The 18,594-nt window shown below is 57.5% G+C and carries 17 protein-coding genes, 4 tRNA genes and 1 riboswitch; of the genes, 9 read left to right on the forward strand and 12 right to left on the reverse strand.

The annotated features are described in order from the left end of the window. From NFR19_RS06290 to NFR19_RS06320, 7 genes are all read right to left on the reverse strand, one after another. On the reverse strand, positions 1-544 hold a 544-nt coding region (locus NFR19_RS06290; protein ID WP_251212943.1), incomplete at its 3' end, for a hypothetical protein. 443 nt (positions 545-987) lie between these two features. After that, a complete protein-coding gene (locus NFR19_RS06295) occupies positions 988-1,491 on the reverse strand; it encodes a hypothetical protein (protein ID WP_251212944.1) in 504 nt (167 codons plus the stop codon). A gap of 275 nt (positions 1,492-1,766) precedes the next feature. Continuing rightward, a complete protein-coding gene (locus tag NFR19_RS06300; RefSeq protein WP_251212945.1) occupies positions 1,767-2,891 on the reverse strand; it encodes a Fic family protein in 1,125 nt (374 codons plus the stop codon). Positions 2,892-3,364: 473 nt separating this feature from the next. Further along, positions 3,365-3,787, reverse strand: a complete 423-nt coding sequence (locus NFR19_RS06305) for a guanylate cyclase (protein WP_251212946.1) — start codon at positions 3,785-3,787, stop codon at positions 3,365-3,367. Then, positions 3,784-5,031: a 4-(cytidine 5'-diphospho)-2-C-methyl-D-erythritol kinase gene (locus tag NFR19_RS06310; protein ID WP_251212947.1), complete on the reverse strand. Its 1,248-nt coding sequence runs from the start codon at positions 5,029-5,031 to the stop codon at positions 3,784-3,786. Before NFR19_RS06310 ends, NFR19_RS06305 begins: the two co-directional genes overlap by 4 nt. A 237-nt stretch (positions 5,032-5,268) precedes the next feature. Beyond that, positions 5,269-5,772 (reverse strand): nucleoside deaminase, encoded by a 504-nt coding sequence (locus NFR19_RS06315; protein ID WP_285813463.1) that lies wholly within the window; start codon positions 5,770-5,772, stop codon positions 5,269-5,271. A 119-nt stretch (positions 5,773-5,891) separates the two neighbouring features. After that, entirely contained in the window at positions 5,892-6,128 is a 237-nt protein-coding gene (locus NFR19_RS06320; RefSeq protein ID WP_251212949.1) for a glutaredoxin family protein, read from the reverse strand. 1,093 nt (positions 6,129-7,221) lie between these two features. Here NFR19_RS06320 and NFR19_RS06325 point away from each other — a divergent pair. The 3 genes from NFR19_RS06325 (at position 7,222) to NFR19_RS06335 (ending at position 9,421) form a co-directional block, all read left to right on the forward strand. Beyond that, a complete protein-coding gene (locus NFR19_RS06325) occupies positions 7,222-7,932 on the forward strand; it encodes a metallophosphoesterase family protein (RefSeq protein ID WP_251212950.1) in 711 nt (236 codons plus the stop codon). A gap of 85 nt (positions 7,933-8,017) precedes the next feature. Then, the gene (locus tag NFR19_RS06330) at positions 8,018-8,476 is read left to right on the forward strand and encodes a hypothetical protein (protein WP_251212951.1); all 459 of its coding nucleotides are present in this window, start codon (positions 8,018-8,020) and stop codon (positions 8,474-8,476) included. A 108-nt stretch (positions 8,477-8,584) separates the two neighbouring features. Further along, positions 8,585-9,421: a DUF6994 family protein gene (locus NFR19_RS06335; RefSeq protein WP_251212952.1), complete on the forward strand. Its 837-nt coding sequence runs from the start codon at positions 8,585-8,587 to the stop codon at positions 9,419-9,421. Between the two features lie 15 nt (positions 9,422-9,436). Here NFR19_RS06335 and NFR19_RS06340 read toward each other — a convergent pair. Beyond that, positions 9,437-9,527 (reverse strand) — tRNA-Ser (locus tag NFR19_RS06340). Positions 9,528-9,732: 205 nt separating this feature from the next. Between NFR19_RS06340 and NFR19_RS06345 the strand changes: the two genes are divergently transcribed. From NFR19_RS06345 to NFR19_RS06365, 5 genes are all read left to right on the forward strand, one after another. Next, positions 9,733-11,085, forward strand: coding sequence for a DUF2207 domain-containing protein (locus tag NFR19_RS06345; protein WP_251212953.1), 1,353 nt, complete (start codon positions 9,733-9,735; stop codon positions 11,083-11,085). 12 nt (positions 11,086-11,097) lie between these two features. Then, positions 11,098-12,033, forward strand: a complete 936-nt coding sequence (locus NFR19_RS06350) for a DMT family transporter (RefSeq protein ID WP_251212954.1) — start codon at positions 11,098-11,100, stop codon at positions 12,031-12,033. 60 nt (positions 12,034-12,093) lie between these two features. Further along, entirely contained in the window at positions 12,094-12,645 is a 552-nt protein-coding gene (locus tag NFR19_RS06355) for a shikimate kinase (RefSeq protein WP_251212955.1), read from the forward strand. Continuing rightward, on the forward strand, positions 12,642-13,820 hold the full coding sequence (locus NFR19_RS06360) for a DUF4013 domain-containing protein (protein WP_251212956.1): 1,179 nt from the start codon (positions 12,642-12,644) through the stop codon (positions 13,818-13,820). The genes NFR19_RS06355 and NFR19_RS06360 overlap by 4 nt, the downstream gene beginning before the upstream one ends. A gap of 46 nt (positions 13,821-13,866) precedes the next feature. After that, positions 13,867-13,941 (forward strand) — tRNA-Arg (locus NFR19_RS06365). 103 nt (positions 13,942-14,044) lie between these two features. Here the strand turns inward: NFR19_RS06365 and NFR19_RS06370 are convergent. Both NFR19_RS06370 and NFR19_RS06375 read right to left on the reverse strand, forming a co-directional pair. Continuing rightward, positions 14,045-14,701: a LysR substrate-binding domain-containing protein gene (locus tag NFR19_RS06370; protein ID WP_251212957.1), complete on the reverse strand. Its 657-nt coding sequence runs from the start codon at positions 14,699-14,701 to the stop codon at positions 14,045-14,047. A 109-nt stretch (positions 14,702-14,810) separates the two neighbouring features. Beyond that, a complete protein-coding gene (locus NFR19_RS06375) occupies positions 14,811-16,151 on the reverse strand; it encodes a phenylacetate--CoA ligase family protein (protein WP_251212958.1) in 1,341 nt (446 codons plus the stop codon). 370 nt (positions 16,152-16,521) lie between these two features. Next, positions 16,522-16,617, forward strand: a riboswitch (glycine riboswitch). Positions 16,618-16,716: 99 nt separating this feature from the next. On the opposite strand from NFR19_RS06375, the gene NFR19_RS06380 reads away from it, so the two are divergent. Next, positions 16,717-18,258 carry an alanine/glycine:cation symporter family protein gene (locus tag NFR19_RS06380; RefSeq protein WP_285813461.1) on the forward strand — a complete coding sequence of 514 codons (1,542 nt, stop codon included), beginning with the start codon at positions 16,717-16,719 and terminating at the stop codon, positions 18,256-18,258. 39 nt (positions 18,259-18,297) lie between these two features. Here the strand turns inward: NFR19_RS06380 and NFR19_RS06385 are convergent. After that, a tRNA-Ser gene (locus NFR19_RS06385) sits at positions 18,298-18,390 on the reverse strand. Positions 18,391-18,466: 76 nt separating this feature from the next. Next, positions 18,467-18,558: transfer RNA gene (locus NFR19_RS06390), tRNA-Ser, on the reverse strand. Positions 18,559-18,594: the final 36 nt, after the last annotated feature.

An 18,594-nucleotide genomic window follows, 5' to 3' on the forward strand; every position in this document is an offset into this window, starting at 1 on the left:
GCGCCCGAACCCCCCCCCCCCCCAGATTCTGAGGGGAACTTATGTTCGCAACGGTGTAGGCGGTACCAGCAGAGGTCACGGCAGCCGGAATCTCAAGCGCGCCTTCGGGAACAACGCTGAATCCAACAAGGGTCGCGGTAGGTGTGCCCTCGTCCGTGCTCAGCTGGAAGCTCATGTTGTTGTAGGTGATGACGGTGACCGCATTGTTGGCCACGTTCACTTCTGCGCGGATGCGCTCGGGAACCTGGGTGGCCTCGGTCTCAGCCGCAGCAGTTGAGCCCGCGGTGAGGTCGTGCTCTTCGTTGACCACAGCGGGAGCAGATGCCGCCGCAGAGGTCTCAGCGGATGTCGACGCGTCACTTGAGTTTGCAGCGCTTTCCTCCGACGCCGCGCTTGCCGCTTCGTCGGTTTGCACCACCTGCGCGTCTTCGGCAGCAGCGGTATCAGCGTTCGCCGCAAATGCCGCAGATGGCACGAGCGTAAACGCAAGCATGCTTGATAAAGCGATAGATAGAGCCCGTGCGGGCAAAGAGTTCTTATTCATATCTGTCCCTTTTCACGCTGCCCATTGACCCGCGTTTCCCGATGCTGGTCTTCCCAAATGGGCTGGCGCTTCGTCCTACGTACCCCGATACACATTCCCTTAGCAAAGCCAAGGTGTTTCATGTTATACATGGGCGATTCTGCTGACCGCAAGGGGCGCGGGCCAGACTTCACATTTTCAACAAAGTGATACAAATGGGAACAGGTGTTCTTTTTTTAGGGGCGCCGCACGGGGCTTCGCACGCAAAAACGGCACGGGCCGCCTGGTGCTCCCGTGCCGTTCGTTCGTTGCTAAAACAGGGTCTCTTACTGGGCGTTGTCCTTCGTGGGCTCGCCAAACTCGTCCGCGTTCTTGCGCTCCGCTTCTTCGCCGCGGTCGATAGTGTCGATCTGTTGGCCATCCTTCTCGTCGATCATGATGCGCTCCTTACCTTGATGTTGATCCTATATGCTGTCGTCAAGATATTTCACATCTATCTCGGCGTCGGCGTACTCGGTGGCGTTGCGCAGGCGGCTCATGAAGTTCGGCGCCTCCCCAATGTAGCTTGGGTTGGTGTCGAATACCGGCGGCTGGCCGTCGGCCTGCGTGTACAAAAATCCGATCGCATACCCCTGCGAAGCGCCCGGCACTCCGCCCTCTGCGATCAGCGCGTCCTTCACGCCGCTATCCGTTTCGATGTAGCCGTCGTAGCAGAGCGCGTATGCGTTGGCGCCGCGTGCGCCCTCAACCGTATGCTGCGCCAAGTTGAAGCATTCCTGCGCGCTTTCGCCCGGATGCGTTTCCAAAAACACGTTGTCGCGCACCACCAGCGTGGTGAACGGGATGATCTCTTCGTTAGCGGCCATGCGCTGCTTGCCTTCGTCAAGCGCGTATAGCAGCACGCGCTCCAGGATTTCCGGCATCTGCGGCACTTCCTGCGCCGAGCTCTTCACCTCGCGATCGCTCATGCGGTCTCCTTTCGTGGTAGCTCCGTGGTGGCGCGGGTGCGCCGTTTCGTAGTGGCGCGGGCGCGCGGCCACGACCTGCGGCCACGCTAACGCTGCGCGCCAGTGCGTTTGCAGATAGTTTAGTGGAAGAGACGCCCGAGCAGGGCTTCCGCCATTGATTTGTTTTTAAATGGCGAAGGTGCGGCAGCGTGGGCGGCCGTCGCGCGGGGTTCTTTTCCCGTCTTGGGCGAACACCTCTCCTCCCAGCTCCACGCCCATTTGAGAACCTGACAACCTCAGATCCTGGCAAGATCCATTGAGTAGTACATCCGATGGCCCTGCCTTCTTTTTGTCAGAAGACCCTGCTTCTCGTAAAACGCCAACCGTTTATGCACCGTAGGAGACGACATTCGCACGGCCCCCGTGAGTTCATCCATAGGTATTCCCAGATCGGCGAAAAGCGCTGCCTGGATCAACACGTTCCCGATGGCCAATCTGCCCTTTTCTTCGTTCACGCCCGGTATGGCAGAAAGCTTTGCGTTGGCCTGTTCGAGCAAGAGCGCCCGTTCAGAAAGAGAGTCCAACATGCTTTTCATGGCATCCACAACGATCTGTGAGAACCTGATGACAAACGGCGTCAAATCACCCCGATTCAGCTGATGCTCGCAAACGGAGTACGCCTTATAGTATTTCTGGATGTCCTGTTTTACAGCATGCGACAACCTAAGCCCCACAATCGGACAGAAATCGTGAGCCATAAGATAGCTGCTGATGAACCGATTTGTCCTCCCGTTCCCGTCGTAGAACGGATGGATATACCCGAACAAGAAATGGAATACCGATATCCTAACGAGAAGCTCAGTACTCTGATCGTTCAGCACAGCAAGCGCATGATCCAAATACTCTATGATGCGCGCTTCGGGCATGATTCCCTGATGGATGGGTTGCCCAGAAGCATCCAATACGCTTACTTCGTTGGCGCGAAATATCTCCCCATCTGGCGCATTGCTCGGCTTTTGAGATGCTACCTCGTCTAGAACAAGGTCGTCGCATATGGATCTGATGTCTCCGCAGCTGTTCAGCGGAATGTCTTTCCTCTTGGATAAAGCAACGTACTTCTCAACGATGCCCTGGAACCGGCCTCTTTTGTCCCGCTTTTTAAGCCCTTCTAGCACCTCTCCTATCTCGCGCCGCGACGAATTGACCCCTTCTATCTCGTTGGTCAGAACGATTTCGTCGATCAGGCTTGATTTCATATACTGCTCAACCGCGATAGGAGGGAGAACGCCCATCAACGCTCTGATCTCCTTGTCTAGCCGCTCAGTTTGCAAGATCAGCTTGTATACCTCGGCATTCATGCAATAAAACGCAGGATGATCTCCTATGTTTATATCCAACACAACCGTATCTTGCGAAGCCAAGCGATCCTTATAGAGAGCATCAGACCGAGCTGCGGATATATGGAATTCTTTGCGAAGTTCCTTATCAGCATTCATGCGATCACCTAAATAATGGATATTTTTTAATCGGAAATGCACATTATCATATTTTTCAGTTAAAAAATGCTTACTTTTTAACTGAAAATAGGCAAGTTTCTCATTTTGCTCAAAGATTTAAGCGTAGCATCACCCGCAATAAATCAATGCTATTCAATAAACCCGTCAGTTCATTGATGGGTTTTGTAAAAAACTGCAAAACCCGTCAGTTCATTGAACGGTTTTTGCATCCTTTCTCTTAAAAAATGGGCGTTATTTAAGAGAAACAGCGCGAAATGCCTCTTTTCTCGAAAGTTTTTAAGAGAAATGCTGCGTGAGAGCCCGGCTGGCCCCACCACCGCCATACCGCGGAACCATGGTTATTTGCAGCCGCGAAAACCATCTCTTGTGCTGCGAAATCAACGCTTGGGTCGGAAATTGCCCAGTAAGTCGTAGATCTTCCAGAAGACGGTAGAACGGGTAACGCTCGTGGTGTCGGGCTGCACGGTGGCACGCTGCGCAGGTTCCGCATAGTGCGGGTTATGCTTCTTGAACACGGCCGCACAAATGCGCGTGATGACGAGCCCCACCAATCCCACACCGGCGAAACTGGCAGCCAGCTCAAGCACCGCTTGGTTGCCGTCGATGACCGCGTACAGCGATACCAGCGCAAATGCAACTGCGATCACGCTGCATAGCACTGTGAACACACGAATGAGCACTTCCTTCGCGCGGGCTGGCGTGCGCAGGTACGCCACCACGAAATAGATGATGACCGCCAGCACCGCCAACGCAATGATCAGCGGCACACTGCGCGAGAGGCGTGCGATCAGGCCGATCATACGAGGGTCGCTTTCAGGCGGCTGAGCGTGGTGGGGCGCGACCACCACCCTTGGGCGCACGCGGCAGCCGAGATGCCGCTGGCCTGCGCGAAGCTGTCTGCAATGGCGAAGGTGCACGAACCGCTTCCGCAGAGCAGCACCCGAGCGGCTGGGTCGGCAACGCCCGCAGCCGCTAGCTGGTCGGCCAACCAGGCGCGCACGACCGCCAACTGCGGCACGAGGCTCTCGGCGGCGGGTGTCAGATTATTGAACAGCGGCACCTGTGCGGCATCTGCAGCATCCTCCGCTTGTGCGAGCAGATCGGCAGGCACCGAAGTCGGGTTCTCATCGAAGCGCGCGTATGCCTGCGCCGTGGACACGCCCTCGGGCGTGCGCACCAGCACCACCGGCAGTTTGGCGGGATCAAGGTGCGTTTTCAGGCGTTCGCCCGTGCCCTCCATCAGCGTACAACCGCCTTCGAGGAAGAACGCCACGTCCGCGCCTAGTCCAGCCGCCACCTCGCGAAGCGTAGGGCAATCGGGCGCCACGCCCCAGAACCGCGCCATGGCAAGCAGCGTTGCGGCCGCATCTGCAGAGCCGCCGCCCAAGCCCGCCTGCGTTGGAATGTTCTTCTCTATGTGTATCACGATGTGCTCGTCTGCGTGATAGCCGACGCAGTGCGCAAGCGCATCGATCGCGCGCACAACGAGGTTTTGCGCTGCCGGAACATCAAGCGACCGCACCGTGGCCTGCGTTTTATCCGCCGAAAACACGGTAACGAGCAGATTCTTCGCTGGCCCAACAAGCGCAGTCTGCGGGGGAAGCGAGCACGCCGCATGCGCGGGCGCGTCTGCTTTTGCTGCATCCGTCTTACTGACTTTCGCTTTACTGACTTTCGCCTCACCGACTTCTGCTTCATCAGCTTCTGCTGCTAGCGCATCCGCTTCCGCTGCATCTACCCCACTGGCATCCACTTCCGCATCTGCTTCCGCTGCGCACGCCTCAACTGCTTGCACCTTTTCACGCACCTGAGCCACCTGCGCATCAGCTGCTTGCCGCTTGAAATGCAGAGTATCGTGTAGCGCCAGAGCGTGGAACACGCTTACCAGCGTGTGGTACCCATCCGGGCGCTTCGTACCAACGCCCAAAAATAAGTTCACCTTCGCCGGTGCCACCGCTTTGAGCGCACCGGGCCCTAGCAACTCGTCTGCCGAAAGCTGCGCATTGCGCGCCTCGGCCATCATATCTACGTTCAGCATATCCATGGCTTCATTGTACTTTCAACATGCCGTGCTTGATGCGGGTTTTGCTCAGATTCAAGACAATGTCAGATAGCCTGCCGCCCAGCTGCGGAACATTCTTTCGGCGTACGATCGGCAGGCACCTTGCCCCATAGCCAAATCGCCAGCTAGCAGGATCCCAGCTGGCAAAACATGCTGCACCATACATCCCTGTCATCACGGCGCCCACCAAATGCCGCTCCGGCGCCCGTACGCCACGGCTCAGCGGCGGCTGCGGAAAAACGCCTGCAAGAGCGCGGTGCTTTCGTCGGCCAGCACGCCAGAGGTCACCTCGAAACGATGGTTGAGTCGCTCGTCTGCATGCACCTGGTAAAGCGTGCCCAGCGCGCCAGCCTTTTGATCGGGCGCTCCGTATACGCAACGGCTAATGCGCGCCTGGTGCATCAGTCCAGCACACATGATGCACGGTTCCAGCGTCACATACACGGTGCAATCCGTCAGACGCCACGCGTCCAGCTCGCGCGCAGCAGCCTCCATCGCCAGATGCTCGGCATGCGCTGCCGGGTTGCGCAGCGTCTCGCGCAGATTGTGAGCGCGCGCGACCACCCGCGGCTCCGCCAGCGAGCGCCGAGTGCCCCGGTCGATCGGCTCATGCACCACCACCGCACCGATAGGCACCTCACCTGCGGCCGCGGCCACCTGCGCCTCTGCCAGTGCCATGCGCATGAAGGATTCATCGTGTTCGTGCTGTTGCGCGTGCACCATCGCAGGTTCGCACTGTTGCGTATGTGCCGTCACGGATTCGCACTGTTGAGCGTGCGTCGTCACAGATTTTCGCTGGTGCGCGTGAGCTGTCGTAGGTTCACACCGTTGCGTATGCGCCGTCACAGGTTCGCACGCAGCCATTCGACGATATCGCCGCTCTCATACATCGGCTTGCCGTCAATAAAAAGGCACGGCACTTGATTCGTGCCTCCCACCTCAATCAGCGTTTGCAGCGCCGTCGGATCGGCACTTACATCGTGCATGGTTATCTGATCGCCCACGCCCATCTCCGTGATGACATCCATCACCCGATGACAAAAGGGGCACGTTGGCTTCATGTAAAGGTCTAGCTTCATCTCGATTCCTTTCTTTCTGCGTCGTCTTCGTCACTATAGTGCATCATGCTGGGCGCTGCCCGAAAAAGGGAATGGCGGTTGGAGGACGCGCGTCGCCGAACACGAAACTGAGGGCGGCGACCGGATAATGTGGGCGCATCCTAATGTGAGCGCATCCGGCACTTGCGCGAGATCACAGCACCTATCGCAATAGCTGACCCCATTTTTGCCTGAGCGTTTCTTTTAAGAAGGGTCATTCTTTTTGGCCTGAACCGGGGGGCCGGACCTCCACCCCAATAGTGGGACTGAAGACAAACGTTTCCGATCTCTTTTTTGGAATTTTGATTTTTACCCCGTTTTTGCTCCTTTTTGGGAATTTCAGCCGCTAATGCGAGTCAAACGACCTGCTCTCGACATGGTGGAGGGTATACCGGAAAAGTCTCAAACGCCTGAACAGGGAAAATGCAACAGCGCTGAAAAGCGCGCAACAAAAATGGCGTATCGCGGCTCGCATTAGCGGCTGAAATTCCCAAAAAGAGGGCAAAACATCCAAAAAAGAGTCAGCCACACCCAAATTGCCTACAAAGAATCGATGCGCATCCAGATAGTCTACGAAAGATCAATACATGAGCAGAGATCTAAAGGATCAACGCGCATGTAAATAGTCAAAAAAGATCAGTGCCCGAGCGAATAGTCCAGAGGGGATCATCGCACGCACAGATAGTTCAAGAAGAGCCAGCATGCACGCAGACATAAACGGCAGCAACAGGAGGGCAACAGGAAAGGTGATTAGATGATAGAGAAGTAGGGATTCGATACGTGTTTGCCTTGCCAATCCGCGGAGACCTCGCGCGCTATGCGCGGCCCTGAAGTGCCCGCTGAACATTTCAGCTTTCGCAGGGTTTAAATCCCTACTTCTCATAGGAAAACACTTGAATTGGAAACCGTGTGAAATACAGAAGATCGTAAGTGGCGGAGGAGTAGGGACTGCTATTTTGAAAAGGCTAGAGCATGCATCTCCAACCTTTTCATCTTCGGTTCATTGCTGGCGTATTTTGAGTTATTGGTAACAGTATTGACAACGCGCGGAGGTTGTAATGGAGGGCAATTAGCTATGGCGGTTTATCTTACTGGCGATATTCACGGTATGCTTGACGATCGTTTTGAGGTTTGGAGTTTTCCTGAGGGTGAGGAACTCACTCATGACGACTATCTGATAATCCTTGGGGATTTCAGCATGCCCTACGATATGCTGGAAGGTGACTCTGATTTGCGGGAGCTGAATGCGAAGCCGTGGACTACCCTATTCATAGACGGTAATCACGAGCAGCACGATTATCTGGCCTCGTTGTCTGAATCGGAGTGGCATGGCGGCATTGTACATCGCTATCCTGGATATAGGAACATTATTCACTTGATGCGTGGTGAGGTTTACGAGATTGACGGTCATTCCTTCTTCTGTTTAGGTGGCGATCAAAGCATAGACAAGGTCATCCAGCAAGAGTGGGAAACATGGTATCCCGAAGAAACGCCCGATGAATCTGAATTCGCCAATGCGGAGCAAAACCTCGCACGGTGTGGTTGGGATGTCGATTTTGTTCTTACGCATACGTGCGCTAACCGTATGCTTGGAGTTGCTATAGGAGGCAATGGCTTTGCGAATACCGAGATCATCACCGATGAACTAACCAACTTTTTGGATGATTTGGAAGACAGATTGCAATACAGGCATTGGTTTTTTGGGCATCTACATAGTGATTGCGATTTGGATGACTGCCATACACTTCTCTTCCAAAGCATCGTTGATTTGAGTGACTATGTTTAATTTTGACTCAGGATTAGTTTTATTGGATGGCATTGGCGGCAGTTAACAAATCGTATACCATTAGATATACGAAAGAGGTGATACGATGTCTAAGCAGAAGAAAGAAAGTAGACCTTCCGTGCGCTTGTCTGAGTCTTGTGAGGAGTTATTGAGTATGGCTATTGCCAAAAGCGATGACAATTTGACTCGTCCAGCAGCAATATATGAAGCGTCTCGAACAGTAAACCGTTTTGAAAAAGAGCGTGGGAGAATAGATTGGTTTGAAGTTAATGGGATGCTGAAGGAGGGTATTGATTTCGATGGTGTCAAGGTGAGCGATGTTGGAAAGGGGAGAACTCGTCCACGACCTTTGCGCTTAGGTCCGAAATCTAAGGCAATGATCGAGAAGATTCAGCATCAGACTGCTGTAGATACACGCTTTAACTGGTCACCCAATCGCAAGTCGCGCGGAGTGACTACTAGTCGTGCTATTACGCTTGCTATGGTGATATACAATCTTGATGTTGATGGGAATTCGCATAAGGTTCCGTTTGTTCTCGACTAAATTTTTTTTTGCTCAAAAAATGTATACCGTAAGATATACGTTAGATCATCTTCAGCAATTGCTGTATGAATTTTTTGAAGACGAACTATTTCGAAGGAAGGGATCGTAATGAAATTAGAGAACAGAAATTATCTTGAACTTGTCTTTCCCTCATATTCATCCCCGAATTTTTCTATTGATGAACGACAAGATCCTGATGCAATCTGCAAACAACTCTATGACGATATGTGGGAAGTCTTTTTTCAAGACAGGACACTGCCTAATGGCTCAAAGCCAATCAGGCGAAGCTTAAGATTCAGAGAGGGGGTTTCCAAAGACGAACAACCTTGGGAGCAGTGGGAACTTCAGATATCGTGCGATGGGATGCTCTACGGTTTGGGGGTTGACTTCATTGGTCCCTCTACGTACTGGGCGCAAAAAGCGGGGGTTAGCGATCAGGATATCAAAGATTCTTTGAGTGTCACAAGAAGGCTAGCGGGACATCTGATCTGGCCGAGATGGATCAGAAAAGAGGATGGAACCTTCAATCAAGATGATCGTTGCGGAAAGCATATCTCTATTTACCGATCAATAAATAAGGCGCGCGGTGGCGAAAAAGGTCTTTACGACCGAATCGATTATACGCTTCATTCGGTTCAAAACTGGTACCACAACAGAGAATCAAAGCTTTCGAAGACGTTAGACAAAAACAAAGAGTGGCTGATTCTATTTGAAGATTTTGATGGCTTTTGCGACTTTTTCTTTCTCCGATCATTTCTCGACAGCAATGCTTCCCAGAGAAATTTCATTCGAGATTTCTCAAAGCAGAATGCACAATTACTCCCGGATAACGTTTTAGCGAGCGAAGATATAGGGATTCCATCCAATGCAGATGATTACCTACGGTTCATGAAGCGACATGAAGAGGCAATTGTAGCGCGCGGTAAAATGATGTTTGCTGTCTAGAGTAATCTTGAAAGATGGCGGAGGAGTAGGGATTCGAACCCTAGATGCCCTTTTGGGGCATACTCACTTAGCAGGCGAGCACCTTCGGCCTCTCGGTCACTCCTCCGCGTGCAAGTTTGAATCTTACCCGAGTGCCGCCCACGGGTCAATGAACCCAGCGGCACGTTTATAATGGACCAACAATAAATCCGCAGATAGGACGTTTGTTGGCGAAGCGCCTGCACATACGCTTTCTTACCAGATCCGCCGCCGCGATGATTCTCGCGTGTCTCACCGCCGCTGCCTTGGCAATCACTGCACTAGCTGCCGCCATGCCCGCAGTGCTCCCGACAACAGCTGCCGCGGCGATGTTCGATGCCCCCTTCGCCAGTCCCAGTCTGAACGAACGTGCGCAAGTGCAAACAACCGGCGCACTTCACGTTGTGGAGCAGCGCACTTTTGTTTTCGAGCAGCCCACCGACGTGCTCCGCTGGTCTTTCACCGGCCTTCCTGGCAACAGCGAAATCGAGGTATCTAGCGTGCGTCTCGCACCGGTGGATGAAAACGGCGCCGTGGTTGGCGACTGGCAGACGCTGCAACGCGCATCGCTGAACACCGAGTGGCGCGATTCTCTGGAAGGCTCGGGCGGTGCTAGCAAAGACCTGTTCTCCTCCATGGCCAACGACGACGCCCTGGCCATCCCGAAGCAGGGCACGTGGTCACTGGATGCTTGGCGGCGCACGCTCTATGCGTTCTTTGACGCGCCAGCCGACCGCGTCATGTTTGAAGTGGACTGGTCGGCCACCGATGCAGTAGCGGCCTACGACGATGTGGCCGAGCTGTACTGGGACTATGTGCCAGCGCGCAGCGACATGGCTACCTACGACGTCACCGCCTCGGTGCAGCTGCCCGTGCCCGAAGGCGCCCTCGTCGTACCCGACGAAACGGTGCTGGCATGGGGTCACGGCGCGCCTGGCCAGGCGGATGTGACTGCAGATGGCACGGTGACCTATCAGGTGCCCGAAGTGCGCGCGGGCCAATATGCGCAAGCGCACATCCTCTTTCCTACGACCTGGCTGACCAATCTCTCAAAAGAGGCGCGCACCACATACAGCGGCGTACGCACGGACAACGCGAAAGCCGAAGAGGAAGCCTGGACCGACACCTACAGCAATCAGCTGGTAAACCGCTTCATGGTTGACGCGGTGGTAGCGCTACTGTGCGCGGTGCTCCTGGCTGTTGCGGTGATCCTTTACGTGACGCACGGGCGCGAACGGCGCGACGATCTGCTGCTCCTCACACCGAACGAGCGGCGCCAACTGCTGGAAGACCCGCAGTTGATCGCACGATTCAAAGCGTGGAACCACGTGGCGAAGGACGAACCTGACCCTCAAGCGCTGACGCGGCGAACGAACGACGCTGGGCTCTTCGACCCGGTCAGTTTCCGGCTGCAAAAGGCGCTCTTCATTGCGGCGGTGGTGCTCGTGGGCGCCGCTGTGCTGGCGCTGGTTGCCCTCGGCAGCGCTCTGGCAGCGGGCATGCTCCTTGTTACCGGCATCTGCATCGCCGTCATCGCGAACTACATGCCGCGCCGCAGCGCCAAAGGTCTTGCGCTGGCGGTCGTGTTGGCCGAGCAGCCGCACACGGCCGAGACCGGCCACGCCGCCGCCTCTCCCCGCTCGTAAGGTCGCCGATCCATGTCGCGCCTGCATCCTCTGCCGCCTGCCGTCTACAAGCTGATGTGCGCCGCAGCCGCGCTCATCTGGGGCAGCTCGTTCGTGGTCATGAAGGACACTATGGACGCCTTCGAGCCATCGTGGCTGATCGGCCTGCGCTTTCTTGCCACCGCGCTCATTCTCACCGTCGTGTTCGCGAAACGCGTGCGGCGCGCCCTTGACCCGGGCACTCTGCGTGCCGGGGCCATCCTCGGCGTGCTCATCTTCGCCGCCTATTGGACGCAAACCGTAGGACTGAATTTCACCACCCCAGGCAAAAACGCCTTTCTCACCGATATCTATTGCGTGCTCGTGCCGTTCATGTTCTGGTTCGCCACGCGACGGCGCCCCACCCGTTACAACCTGATCGCCGCGGTGCTCTGCATCACTGGCGTGGGATTCGTCTCGCTTTCGGGTGACCAGTTCGCCGTCGGCTTCGGCGACCTCATGACCATTGTGGGCGGCTTCTTCTTCGGCGCGCACATCGTGGCCACCGCAGTGCTGGCGCGCGAACGCGACGCAGTGGTGCTGACCGTGTACCAGTTCTGGGTCAGCGGAGCGCTCGGCGTGCTGGTGGGCGCCTTCACCGAACCAGCGCCTGAACTGGCCGCCATCCCGTTGCCCTACTACGCGAACATGGCTTACCTCGTGATCATGTGCACCTGCGTTGCCATGGTGTGTCAAAACGTTGCCTTGAAGTATGTGCATCCCGCGCAAGCCGCACTGCTGCTCTCGCTGGAATCCATCTTTGGCGTGGCGTTCAGCGTCGTGCTGTATGGCGAAGCCCTCACCGTGCCGCTCGTAGCGGGATTCGTGCTCATTTTCGCCGCCATCGTGCTCTCCGAGGCGTTCCCGCTGCGAAAACCCCCTGAGAAAATCGACGCTTCGATTGCAGATGACCTCTCTGTTCAGGAATAACGGGTAGAATTGACGGCGACACAGACGCGCAGCGCGCGCAAAACAACGCAAGGAGACCGGATGGCGCACACGGGAGACCAAACCGAACGCAACAACATCGTGCTGATCGGCATGCCCGGCGTGGGCAAATCAACCATCGGCGTGGTGCTGGCGAAGATGATGAACTACGACTTCGTCGACGTTGACCTGCTCATTCAGCAGCGCATGGACAAGACGCTGCAGCGGCTGATCGACACGCTGGGGCCGGATGGGTTCATCGAGGTGGAGGGCAACGTGCTGTCTGACCTGGCTTTCGACCACACCATCATCTCCACCGGCGGCTCAGCCATCTATTCACACGAGGGCATGGAGCACCTGGGCAGAATCGGGCACGTGGTGTACCTCAAAATCGGCCTTGACGAGCTGCATGTGCGGCTGCCCGAGTTCGCCGAGCGCGGCGTGGTCATGCGCGAAGCTAACTGCACCAGCCTGGCGGACCTCTATCAAGAGCGCGTGCCGCTTTACGAGCGCTATGCGGAAATCACCGTGGCTGTGGATGGTATTTCAATAACCGAAGCCGCCGAAAAGGTGCGGGCGGCCTTGAAGAACGAGGACGAGAAGGAGAGATCATGATCTGTAAGAAATGCGGAAAAGAGAATCCGGAAGGCAATGCCGTATGCTTCTCGTGCGGCGAGCCGCTGACGGGCACCGCAACCGAGGATCAGGTGACCGCTGAACAAGTGGTTGCCGCAGTGCAAGCGCAAACCACCGCGCAACCGGCGGGCCAACCTAGCGCAGGCGCGCAGACCACCGCGCAACCCGGCCAAGTCGGCACAACAGCCGCAACAGCCGCCCCCTCCTACACGACCGCGCAAGCGCAAACCACCACAACAACGCCCACCGCGTCTACCGCGCCCGCAGCTCCTGCACAAACGGTCTATGCAAAAGGCTGCATCGGCTGTGCCTGGGACGACATCAAGCAATCCGACGGATGGGTCAGCCGCACGCTGTTGCTCGGCCTGGTCAACCTCGTACCTATTCTGAACTGGTTCGTAACCGGATACTGCATGCGCTGGGCGCGGCAGTTGCCCATGGGCCGCATCGAATCCATGCCCAAGCAGATCTTCGTGAACCGCGGATTCATCAATGGCGCGTTCTACTTCGTGCTCGCGCTCGTGGTCTCCTTGGTTTCCGGCGTGGTTGGCGGGATCATCGGATGGGTGCCGATTCTCGGCTGGCTCGCAGCCATCGCCGTCAGCGTGTTCATGTGCATGTTCCTTAACGTGGCCGTTATGCGCACCGCGCTGGCTGATCGCCTTGGTGCCGGATTCGACATTGGCGCTATTTGGCAGACGCTCAAGAAGAACCCCGGGTCGCTGCTCTGCATCACCATCGTGCCCGGCATCATCATCGGCATCGTCATAGGCGTCATCGCCTTCATCATCTTCGCCATTGCAGGCGTGGCCATGAGCGGCAACATCTATGACCTGATCATGCTGTCGAACTACTACGATGGGTACGCCCCGTACGGTTATTCTGGCCATCATTCTGGATACGGGTATGGCGGCGACGTGAGCAGCCTGTCGGCCTTCATGGCCCTGATGGGCATCTTCACCGCAATGGCCCCGGCGTTCTTGCTGGTCTGCGTCATCGCGTGCTTCGCCGGAGCATTCCAATCATTGCTGGTGTATCGGGCACTGGGGCATTGGACCGCGCGCTTCGCGAGCGAATGGATGAGCGACCCCACGGTGACCTCCACCATGAACCTCTATCCTGATCCGCAGCCAGCACAGCCCATGCATCCGTAAGCGGTCACAGCTGCACGCAGGCAGACGTGCTAGAATCAACGGACGTGCCCCTGTAGCTCAATGGATAGAGCACTGGTCTCCTAAACCGGGTGTGCAGGTTCGATTCCTGTCAGGGGCACCATTTCATTGCTGCGCCTGCACCCTGCAGCAAGAGCAGGAGAAGCGCAGCGTCTCCGCGCAGATCATCAGATCGTCGTACGCTCAAAGATACCCAAGGCGCCCGCTCACTCCGAGCGGGCGTACAATTCAAGGCCTCGTTCCAGCTTGCTCACGAAACGCTGCCCGATATCGCTCAGCTGCGCATTCGTGCGACGCACGTATCCCAGATGAAGCCGCACCTCGGTATCCAGCGCCACCGTCGTCAAGCTGCTGCCATCGGCGATGCCCACCAGAATACCGCTCGTCACGGTATAGCCGTTCAGCGCCGTAGCCAGTTCGGAAAGCGACGCACGGTCGGTGCACTTGACCACCTTGCTGCGCGGCACGCACGCCAGTGCTTCTTCGGCGAACGCCGGAGCGGCGTCGTCTCCCTGATCGAAACAGATGTAGGGCCAACCCACCAAATCATCAATGCGCAAGCGCTCGGCATTCGAGAGCGGATGGCTCACCGGCAGCGCGATGCGCGGGGCGCTCTCCGCCAGCTTCACGAACTCAAGCCCCGCCGCAGCAATGGCCGCATCAAGTTCGGCCGCAGTATCGCTCGTTTGCACGATCACGCCCAGTTCGCTTGAACCCTCAGCCACATCTTCGAGCACGCCCGCTGTCGTGCGGTCCCGCAGCGCATAGACGTACTCATCGCCGCCAAGCGACAGCACCGTGTGCGCGAACGCCTGCACGCTGAACAAATAGTGCTGTTGAGAAACCGAGAATGTAACGGTCATGGTTCTTCCTATCTCCTTGTCAAAACGGTAGCCAGTACGCCCATCCGCACACCGTGTGCGCACAGATCAGCGCTCCGCACGACACACCGCGCAGGTGCAGCGCGCTGCTCTAGGCACCGTTCCTTTCATCCACGAATCGCGATGCCTTGTGTTCGCTCGACGTGCCCAGTTTTCCGGCATCATACACCAGCACCTTCGCCGGACGCACGCCGGTGTGCGCCTTCAACGCCGCCTCCACGCGCCGCGCCACCTCGTCGAATGCCTCATCAGACCCCTGAGCGCGCTCCACCGACACTTCGTATTTGGTGGTGAAGTCCTCGTCGAACACGCGAATGCTGTACTCGCCGGTCAGCCCACGTTCGGCGCGCACTACGTATTCCACGTCGCTGGGGAACACGTTCACCGCACCCACGATGAACATCTCGTCCTTGCGGCCGGTGATATGGATACGGGCCAACGTGCGCCCGCAACTGCACGGTTCGGTGCTCACATACCCGATATCGCCCGTGCGGAAGCGGATCATCGGGCGCGCCTTCTTGCAAAGCGTGGTGTACACCAGCTCGCCCAGCTGCCCCGGCTCTAGCACGTCGCCAGTCTGAGGGTCCACCGTCTCCACGAGAATCTGGTCCTCCACGATGTGCAAGCCATCATGCGCCTCGCACGCCGCCGCGCACGCGCCATAGATGTCGGACAAACCGAAGAAATCGACCACCTTCGCGCCCCACAGCCCTTCAATGGCCTCCCGCGTGCTCTTGATGGAACCGCCCGGCTCGCCCGCCACGATGATCGTATGGATGTTGAAATCGGTGCGCGGGTCGAAACCCTTTTCCTTCGCCTTCTCGCCCAACTGCCAGGCATACGACGGACTCGTCCAGATCACCGTGGGCTGATATTGCTTGAGCACGAAGAGCAGACGGTCGCTGGGCACCGCGCCAACCCAAATGGCCAGCGCACCCAGGCGCTGTGCCCCGATCACGTCCGGGCCGCCCACGTACAGCGCGAAGTTCAGACCGTGCACGTACCGGTCGTTCGGCCGCATGCCCGCCTGCCAGAACAGACGCGCCTCGGTGTCCTGCCACAGGTCGAAATCCTCCTGCGTGAACGGGCTCACGGTGGGCACGCCCGTAGACCCCGAGCTGGTGGCCATGAACACCACGTCCTCTTCGGGCACGCTGCACATCTCACCGAAGAAGCTGCCCACGTGCTGGGTGTCACGCTCAGTCTTCTTGTCGATGAACGGAAACGCCTCAAGGTCCGCGAGCGTCTTGATGTCCTCCGGTTTCACGCCCGCCTCGTCGAAGGATCGCTTGTAGTACACGGTATTCTCATAGGCGTAGCGCACCATCTCTTGCAAGCGCTCAAGCTGCATCGCCTCCAGCTCGGGCCGCGGCATGCATTCGATTTCGGGATCGTAGTATTTCTGATCGTACGGTATGTCTCTTCTCGCCATGTTCACTCCCATTCATAGTGCGCGCCGGTTGAGCGCGGCGTTTGATATGAAACCAGAAGGGCGCGCGTGCAGCAATACATTCGGCTGCGCGAAGTTACGATGGCGCGCTATCCGAAAATACGATGGCCGCCCGCGCGCTCGCGCACCATCCGCACTCATACGCCCACGCGCGCTCGCGCTCGCACCCACAACCGCCCACCGCTACAACGCACCCGCTGACAACGGCCGCTTCCTCCGCCACAGCCCGCTCAGGCCGCCGAATGTTGCTTTCCCGTTAACAATGAAGCTGCACCGAGCGCACGCTGCGTATAATGACCCCACTACAAAGCGCTACCCGTTGAAACGCCTTGGATCGCACGAAACAGGGCGCGAAGGGACCTCTGGAGAATCCCGGCCAGACCGGGTGCCGAAGGGGCAAGGCGGCATGCCCGCTGAAACTCTCAGGCAAAAGGACAGAGCAGCGATGCGGCATATTGCCTCTCGCGCGCATTCTCGTCGCTCCTTGTTCCCTTACCAGAAGCCAGCAAGCGCCTGCATGGGAAAGACCGTTCGTAAAGGAGTGAACGTGGAAGCATTCGATAACATCTTGGCGGTGATAGACGACTTCATCTGGGGCGTACCCCTGATGGTGCTGATCTTGTTCGGCGGCTTGCTGCTGTCGTGTCGCCTGAAAGGCCTACAGATCACGCAACTGCCGCGCGCGCTGCGCTACATGACCACCAACGAGAAAGGCGGCAAGGGCGAGGTCTCCAGTTTCGCCGCGCTGTGCACTGCACTGTCAGCTACCATCGGCACGGGCAACATCGTGGGCGTGGCCACCGCTATCGTGGCTGGCGGCCCCGGGGCGCTCTTCTGGATGTGGCTGGCCGCGCTGTTCGGCATGGCAACCAAGTACTCCGAAGGCCTGCTGGCCATCAAGTACCGCAGCATCCGCAAAGACGGCCACGTGCTGGGCGGCCCGTTCTACTACATAGAGCGCGGCATGGGCCCGCGATGGAAATGGCTGGCGAAGCTGTTCGCGTTCTTCGGCCTGTGCGCGGGCCTGATGGGCATCGGCACCATCACGCAGGTGAACTCCATTACCGGTGCCATCACCAACTTCTTCGATCCAGAACAGGCGGCCACGGTCAGCCTGTTCGGCATGGAATACAGCTGGGCCATCGTCATCAGCAGCTTGGTGCTGGCGCTGCTGGTGGGGCTGGTGCTCGTGGGCGGCTTGCGCCGTATCGCCAGCGTGTCCGAGAAGGTCATCCCCACCATGGTCATCATCTATGTGGCGTTCAGCGTGTTCCTGATCGGCTGCAACATCACCGCGCTACCCGCGGCGCTGGTCACCATCGTGCAGAGCGCGTTCGGGTTGCAAGCGGCGGCGGGCGGTATGCTCGGCGCTATCATCATCGCCATGCAGAAGGGCATCGCGCGCGGCATCTTCTCCAACGAGGCTGGTCTGGGCTCGGCGCCCATCGCGGCGGCGGCGGCGCGCACCAACGAGCCGGTGCGGCAGGGCCTCATCAGCATGACGGGCACGTTCCTTGACACCATCATCGTGTGCTCCATGACTGGTCTTGCCATCGTGATGTCAGGCGCCTACCTGACGCCGGGACTTGAGGGTGCTGGCGTTACCATCGCCGCATTCCAGACGGGTCTGCCGTTCGTGCACAGCCAGGTGGTCAGCTTCATCATGATGTTGTGCCTGGCGCTGTTCGGTTTCACCACCATCCTGGGTTGGGATTACTACGGCGAGCGCTGCCTGGAGTATTTCAGCAACGGCTCCATGAAGGCCGTGAGAGTCTACCGGTGGCTCTACATTGCTGCCGTGTTCATTGGCCCCTACCTGACCGTGTCTGCCGTGTGGACCATCGCCGACATCTTCAACGCATGCATGGCCATTCCGAACATGATCGCGCTGATCGTGCTGTCAGGCGTGGTGGTGCGCGAAACGAAGAGCTACTTCAGCCGTCTGCGCGCAGCGAACGGGGTGGAAGCCAACATGGCGCCGCGGCCCGACGACACGGCTGATTGGAAAACGCCGCGCGAGGATACGCTGTCGCGGGTTTCGCTGGTGGATGATCCGGAAATGGAGCTTGACCTAGAGCCCACCGCTTAAGGGTGGCCGCCGAAGATCATCGCAGAAGATAAACAAGAATGGCGGAGAGGCAGGGATTCGAACCCTGGATACCGCTCAACACGGCATAACGGTTTTCGAGACCGCCGCATTCAACCGCTCTGCCACCTCTCCGCAGTCCGTCCTATTATAGCGGTCGCACCGTCTGTGCGCGAGTGCGCGATCACCTGATTTGTGTCAAAGGGGAAAATGGCGGAGAGGCAGGGATTTGAACCCTGGATACCCTTTTGGGGCATACACGATTTCCAATCGTGCTCCTTCGGCCAGCTCGGACACCTCTCCGCGAGCTAACGCTGCTGTGCAGCAGCTAGATAGTAT

The organism is Adlercreutzia murintestinalis (genome assembly GCF_943192905.1).
GTDB lineage: Bacteria > Actinomycetota > Coriobacteriia > Coriobacteriales > Eggerthellaceae > Adlercreutzia_A > Adlercreutzia_A murintestinalis.

Bases quoted from the DNA above. Each gene is read 5' to 3' on its own strand.
- NFR19_RS06370 (WP_251212957.1), bottom strand. From the start codon at position 14,701: ATGACCGTTACATTCTCGGTTTCTCAACAGCACTATTTGTTCAGCGTG.
- NFR19_RS06295 (WP_251212944.1), bottom strand. From the start codon at position 1,491: ATGAGCGATCGCGAGGTGAAGAGCTCGGCGCAGGAAGTGCCGCAGATG.
- NFR19_RS06315 (WP_285813463.1), bottom strand. From the start codon at position 5,772: ATGGTGCACGCGCAACAGCACGAACACGATGAATCCTTCATGCGCATG.
- NFR19_RS06310 (WP_251212947.1), bottom strand. From the start codon at position 5,031: ATGGATATGCTGAACGTAGATATGATGGCCGAGGCGCGCAATGCGCAG.
- NFR19_RS06335 (WP_251212952.1), top strand. From the start codon at position 8,585: ATGAAATTAGAGAACAGAAATTATCTTGAACTTGTCTTTCCCTCATAT.
- NFR19_RS06345 (WP_251212953.1), top strand. From the start codon at position 9,733: ATGCCCGCAGTGCTCCCGACAACAGCTGCCGCGGCGATGTTCGATGCC.
- NFR19_RS06360 (WP_251212956.1), top strand. From the start codon at position 12,642: ATGATCTGTAAGAAATGCGGAAAAGAGAATCCGGAAGGCAATGCCGTA.
- NFR19_RS06305 (WP_251212946.1), bottom strand. From the start codon at position 3,787: ATGATCGGCCTGATCGCACGCCTCTCGCGCAGTGTGCCGCTGATCATT.
- NFR19_RS06320 (WP_251212949.1), bottom strand. From the start codon at position 6,128: ATGAAGCTAGACCTTTACATGAAGCCAACGTGCCCCTTTTGTCATCGG.
- NFR19_RS06325 (WP_251212950.1), top strand. From the start codon at position 7,222: ATGGCGGTTTATCTTACTGGCGATATTCACGGTATGCTTGACGATCGT.
- NFR19_RS06355 (WP_251212955.1), top strand. From the start codon at position 12,094: ATGGCGCACACGGGAGACCAAACCGAACGCAACAACATCGTGCTGATC.
- NFR19_RS06330 (WP_251212951.1), top strand. From the start codon at position 8,018: ATGTCTAAGCAGAAGAAAGAAAGTAGACCTTCCGTGCGCTTGTCTGAG.
- NFR19_RS06375 (WP_251212958.1), bottom strand. From the start codon at position 16,151: ATGGCGAGAAGAGACATACCGTACGATCAGAAATACTACGATCCCGAA.
- NFR19_RS06350 (WP_251212954.1), top strand. From the start codon at position 11,098: ATGTCGCGCCTGCATCCTCTGCCGCCTGCCGTCTACAAGCTGATGTGC.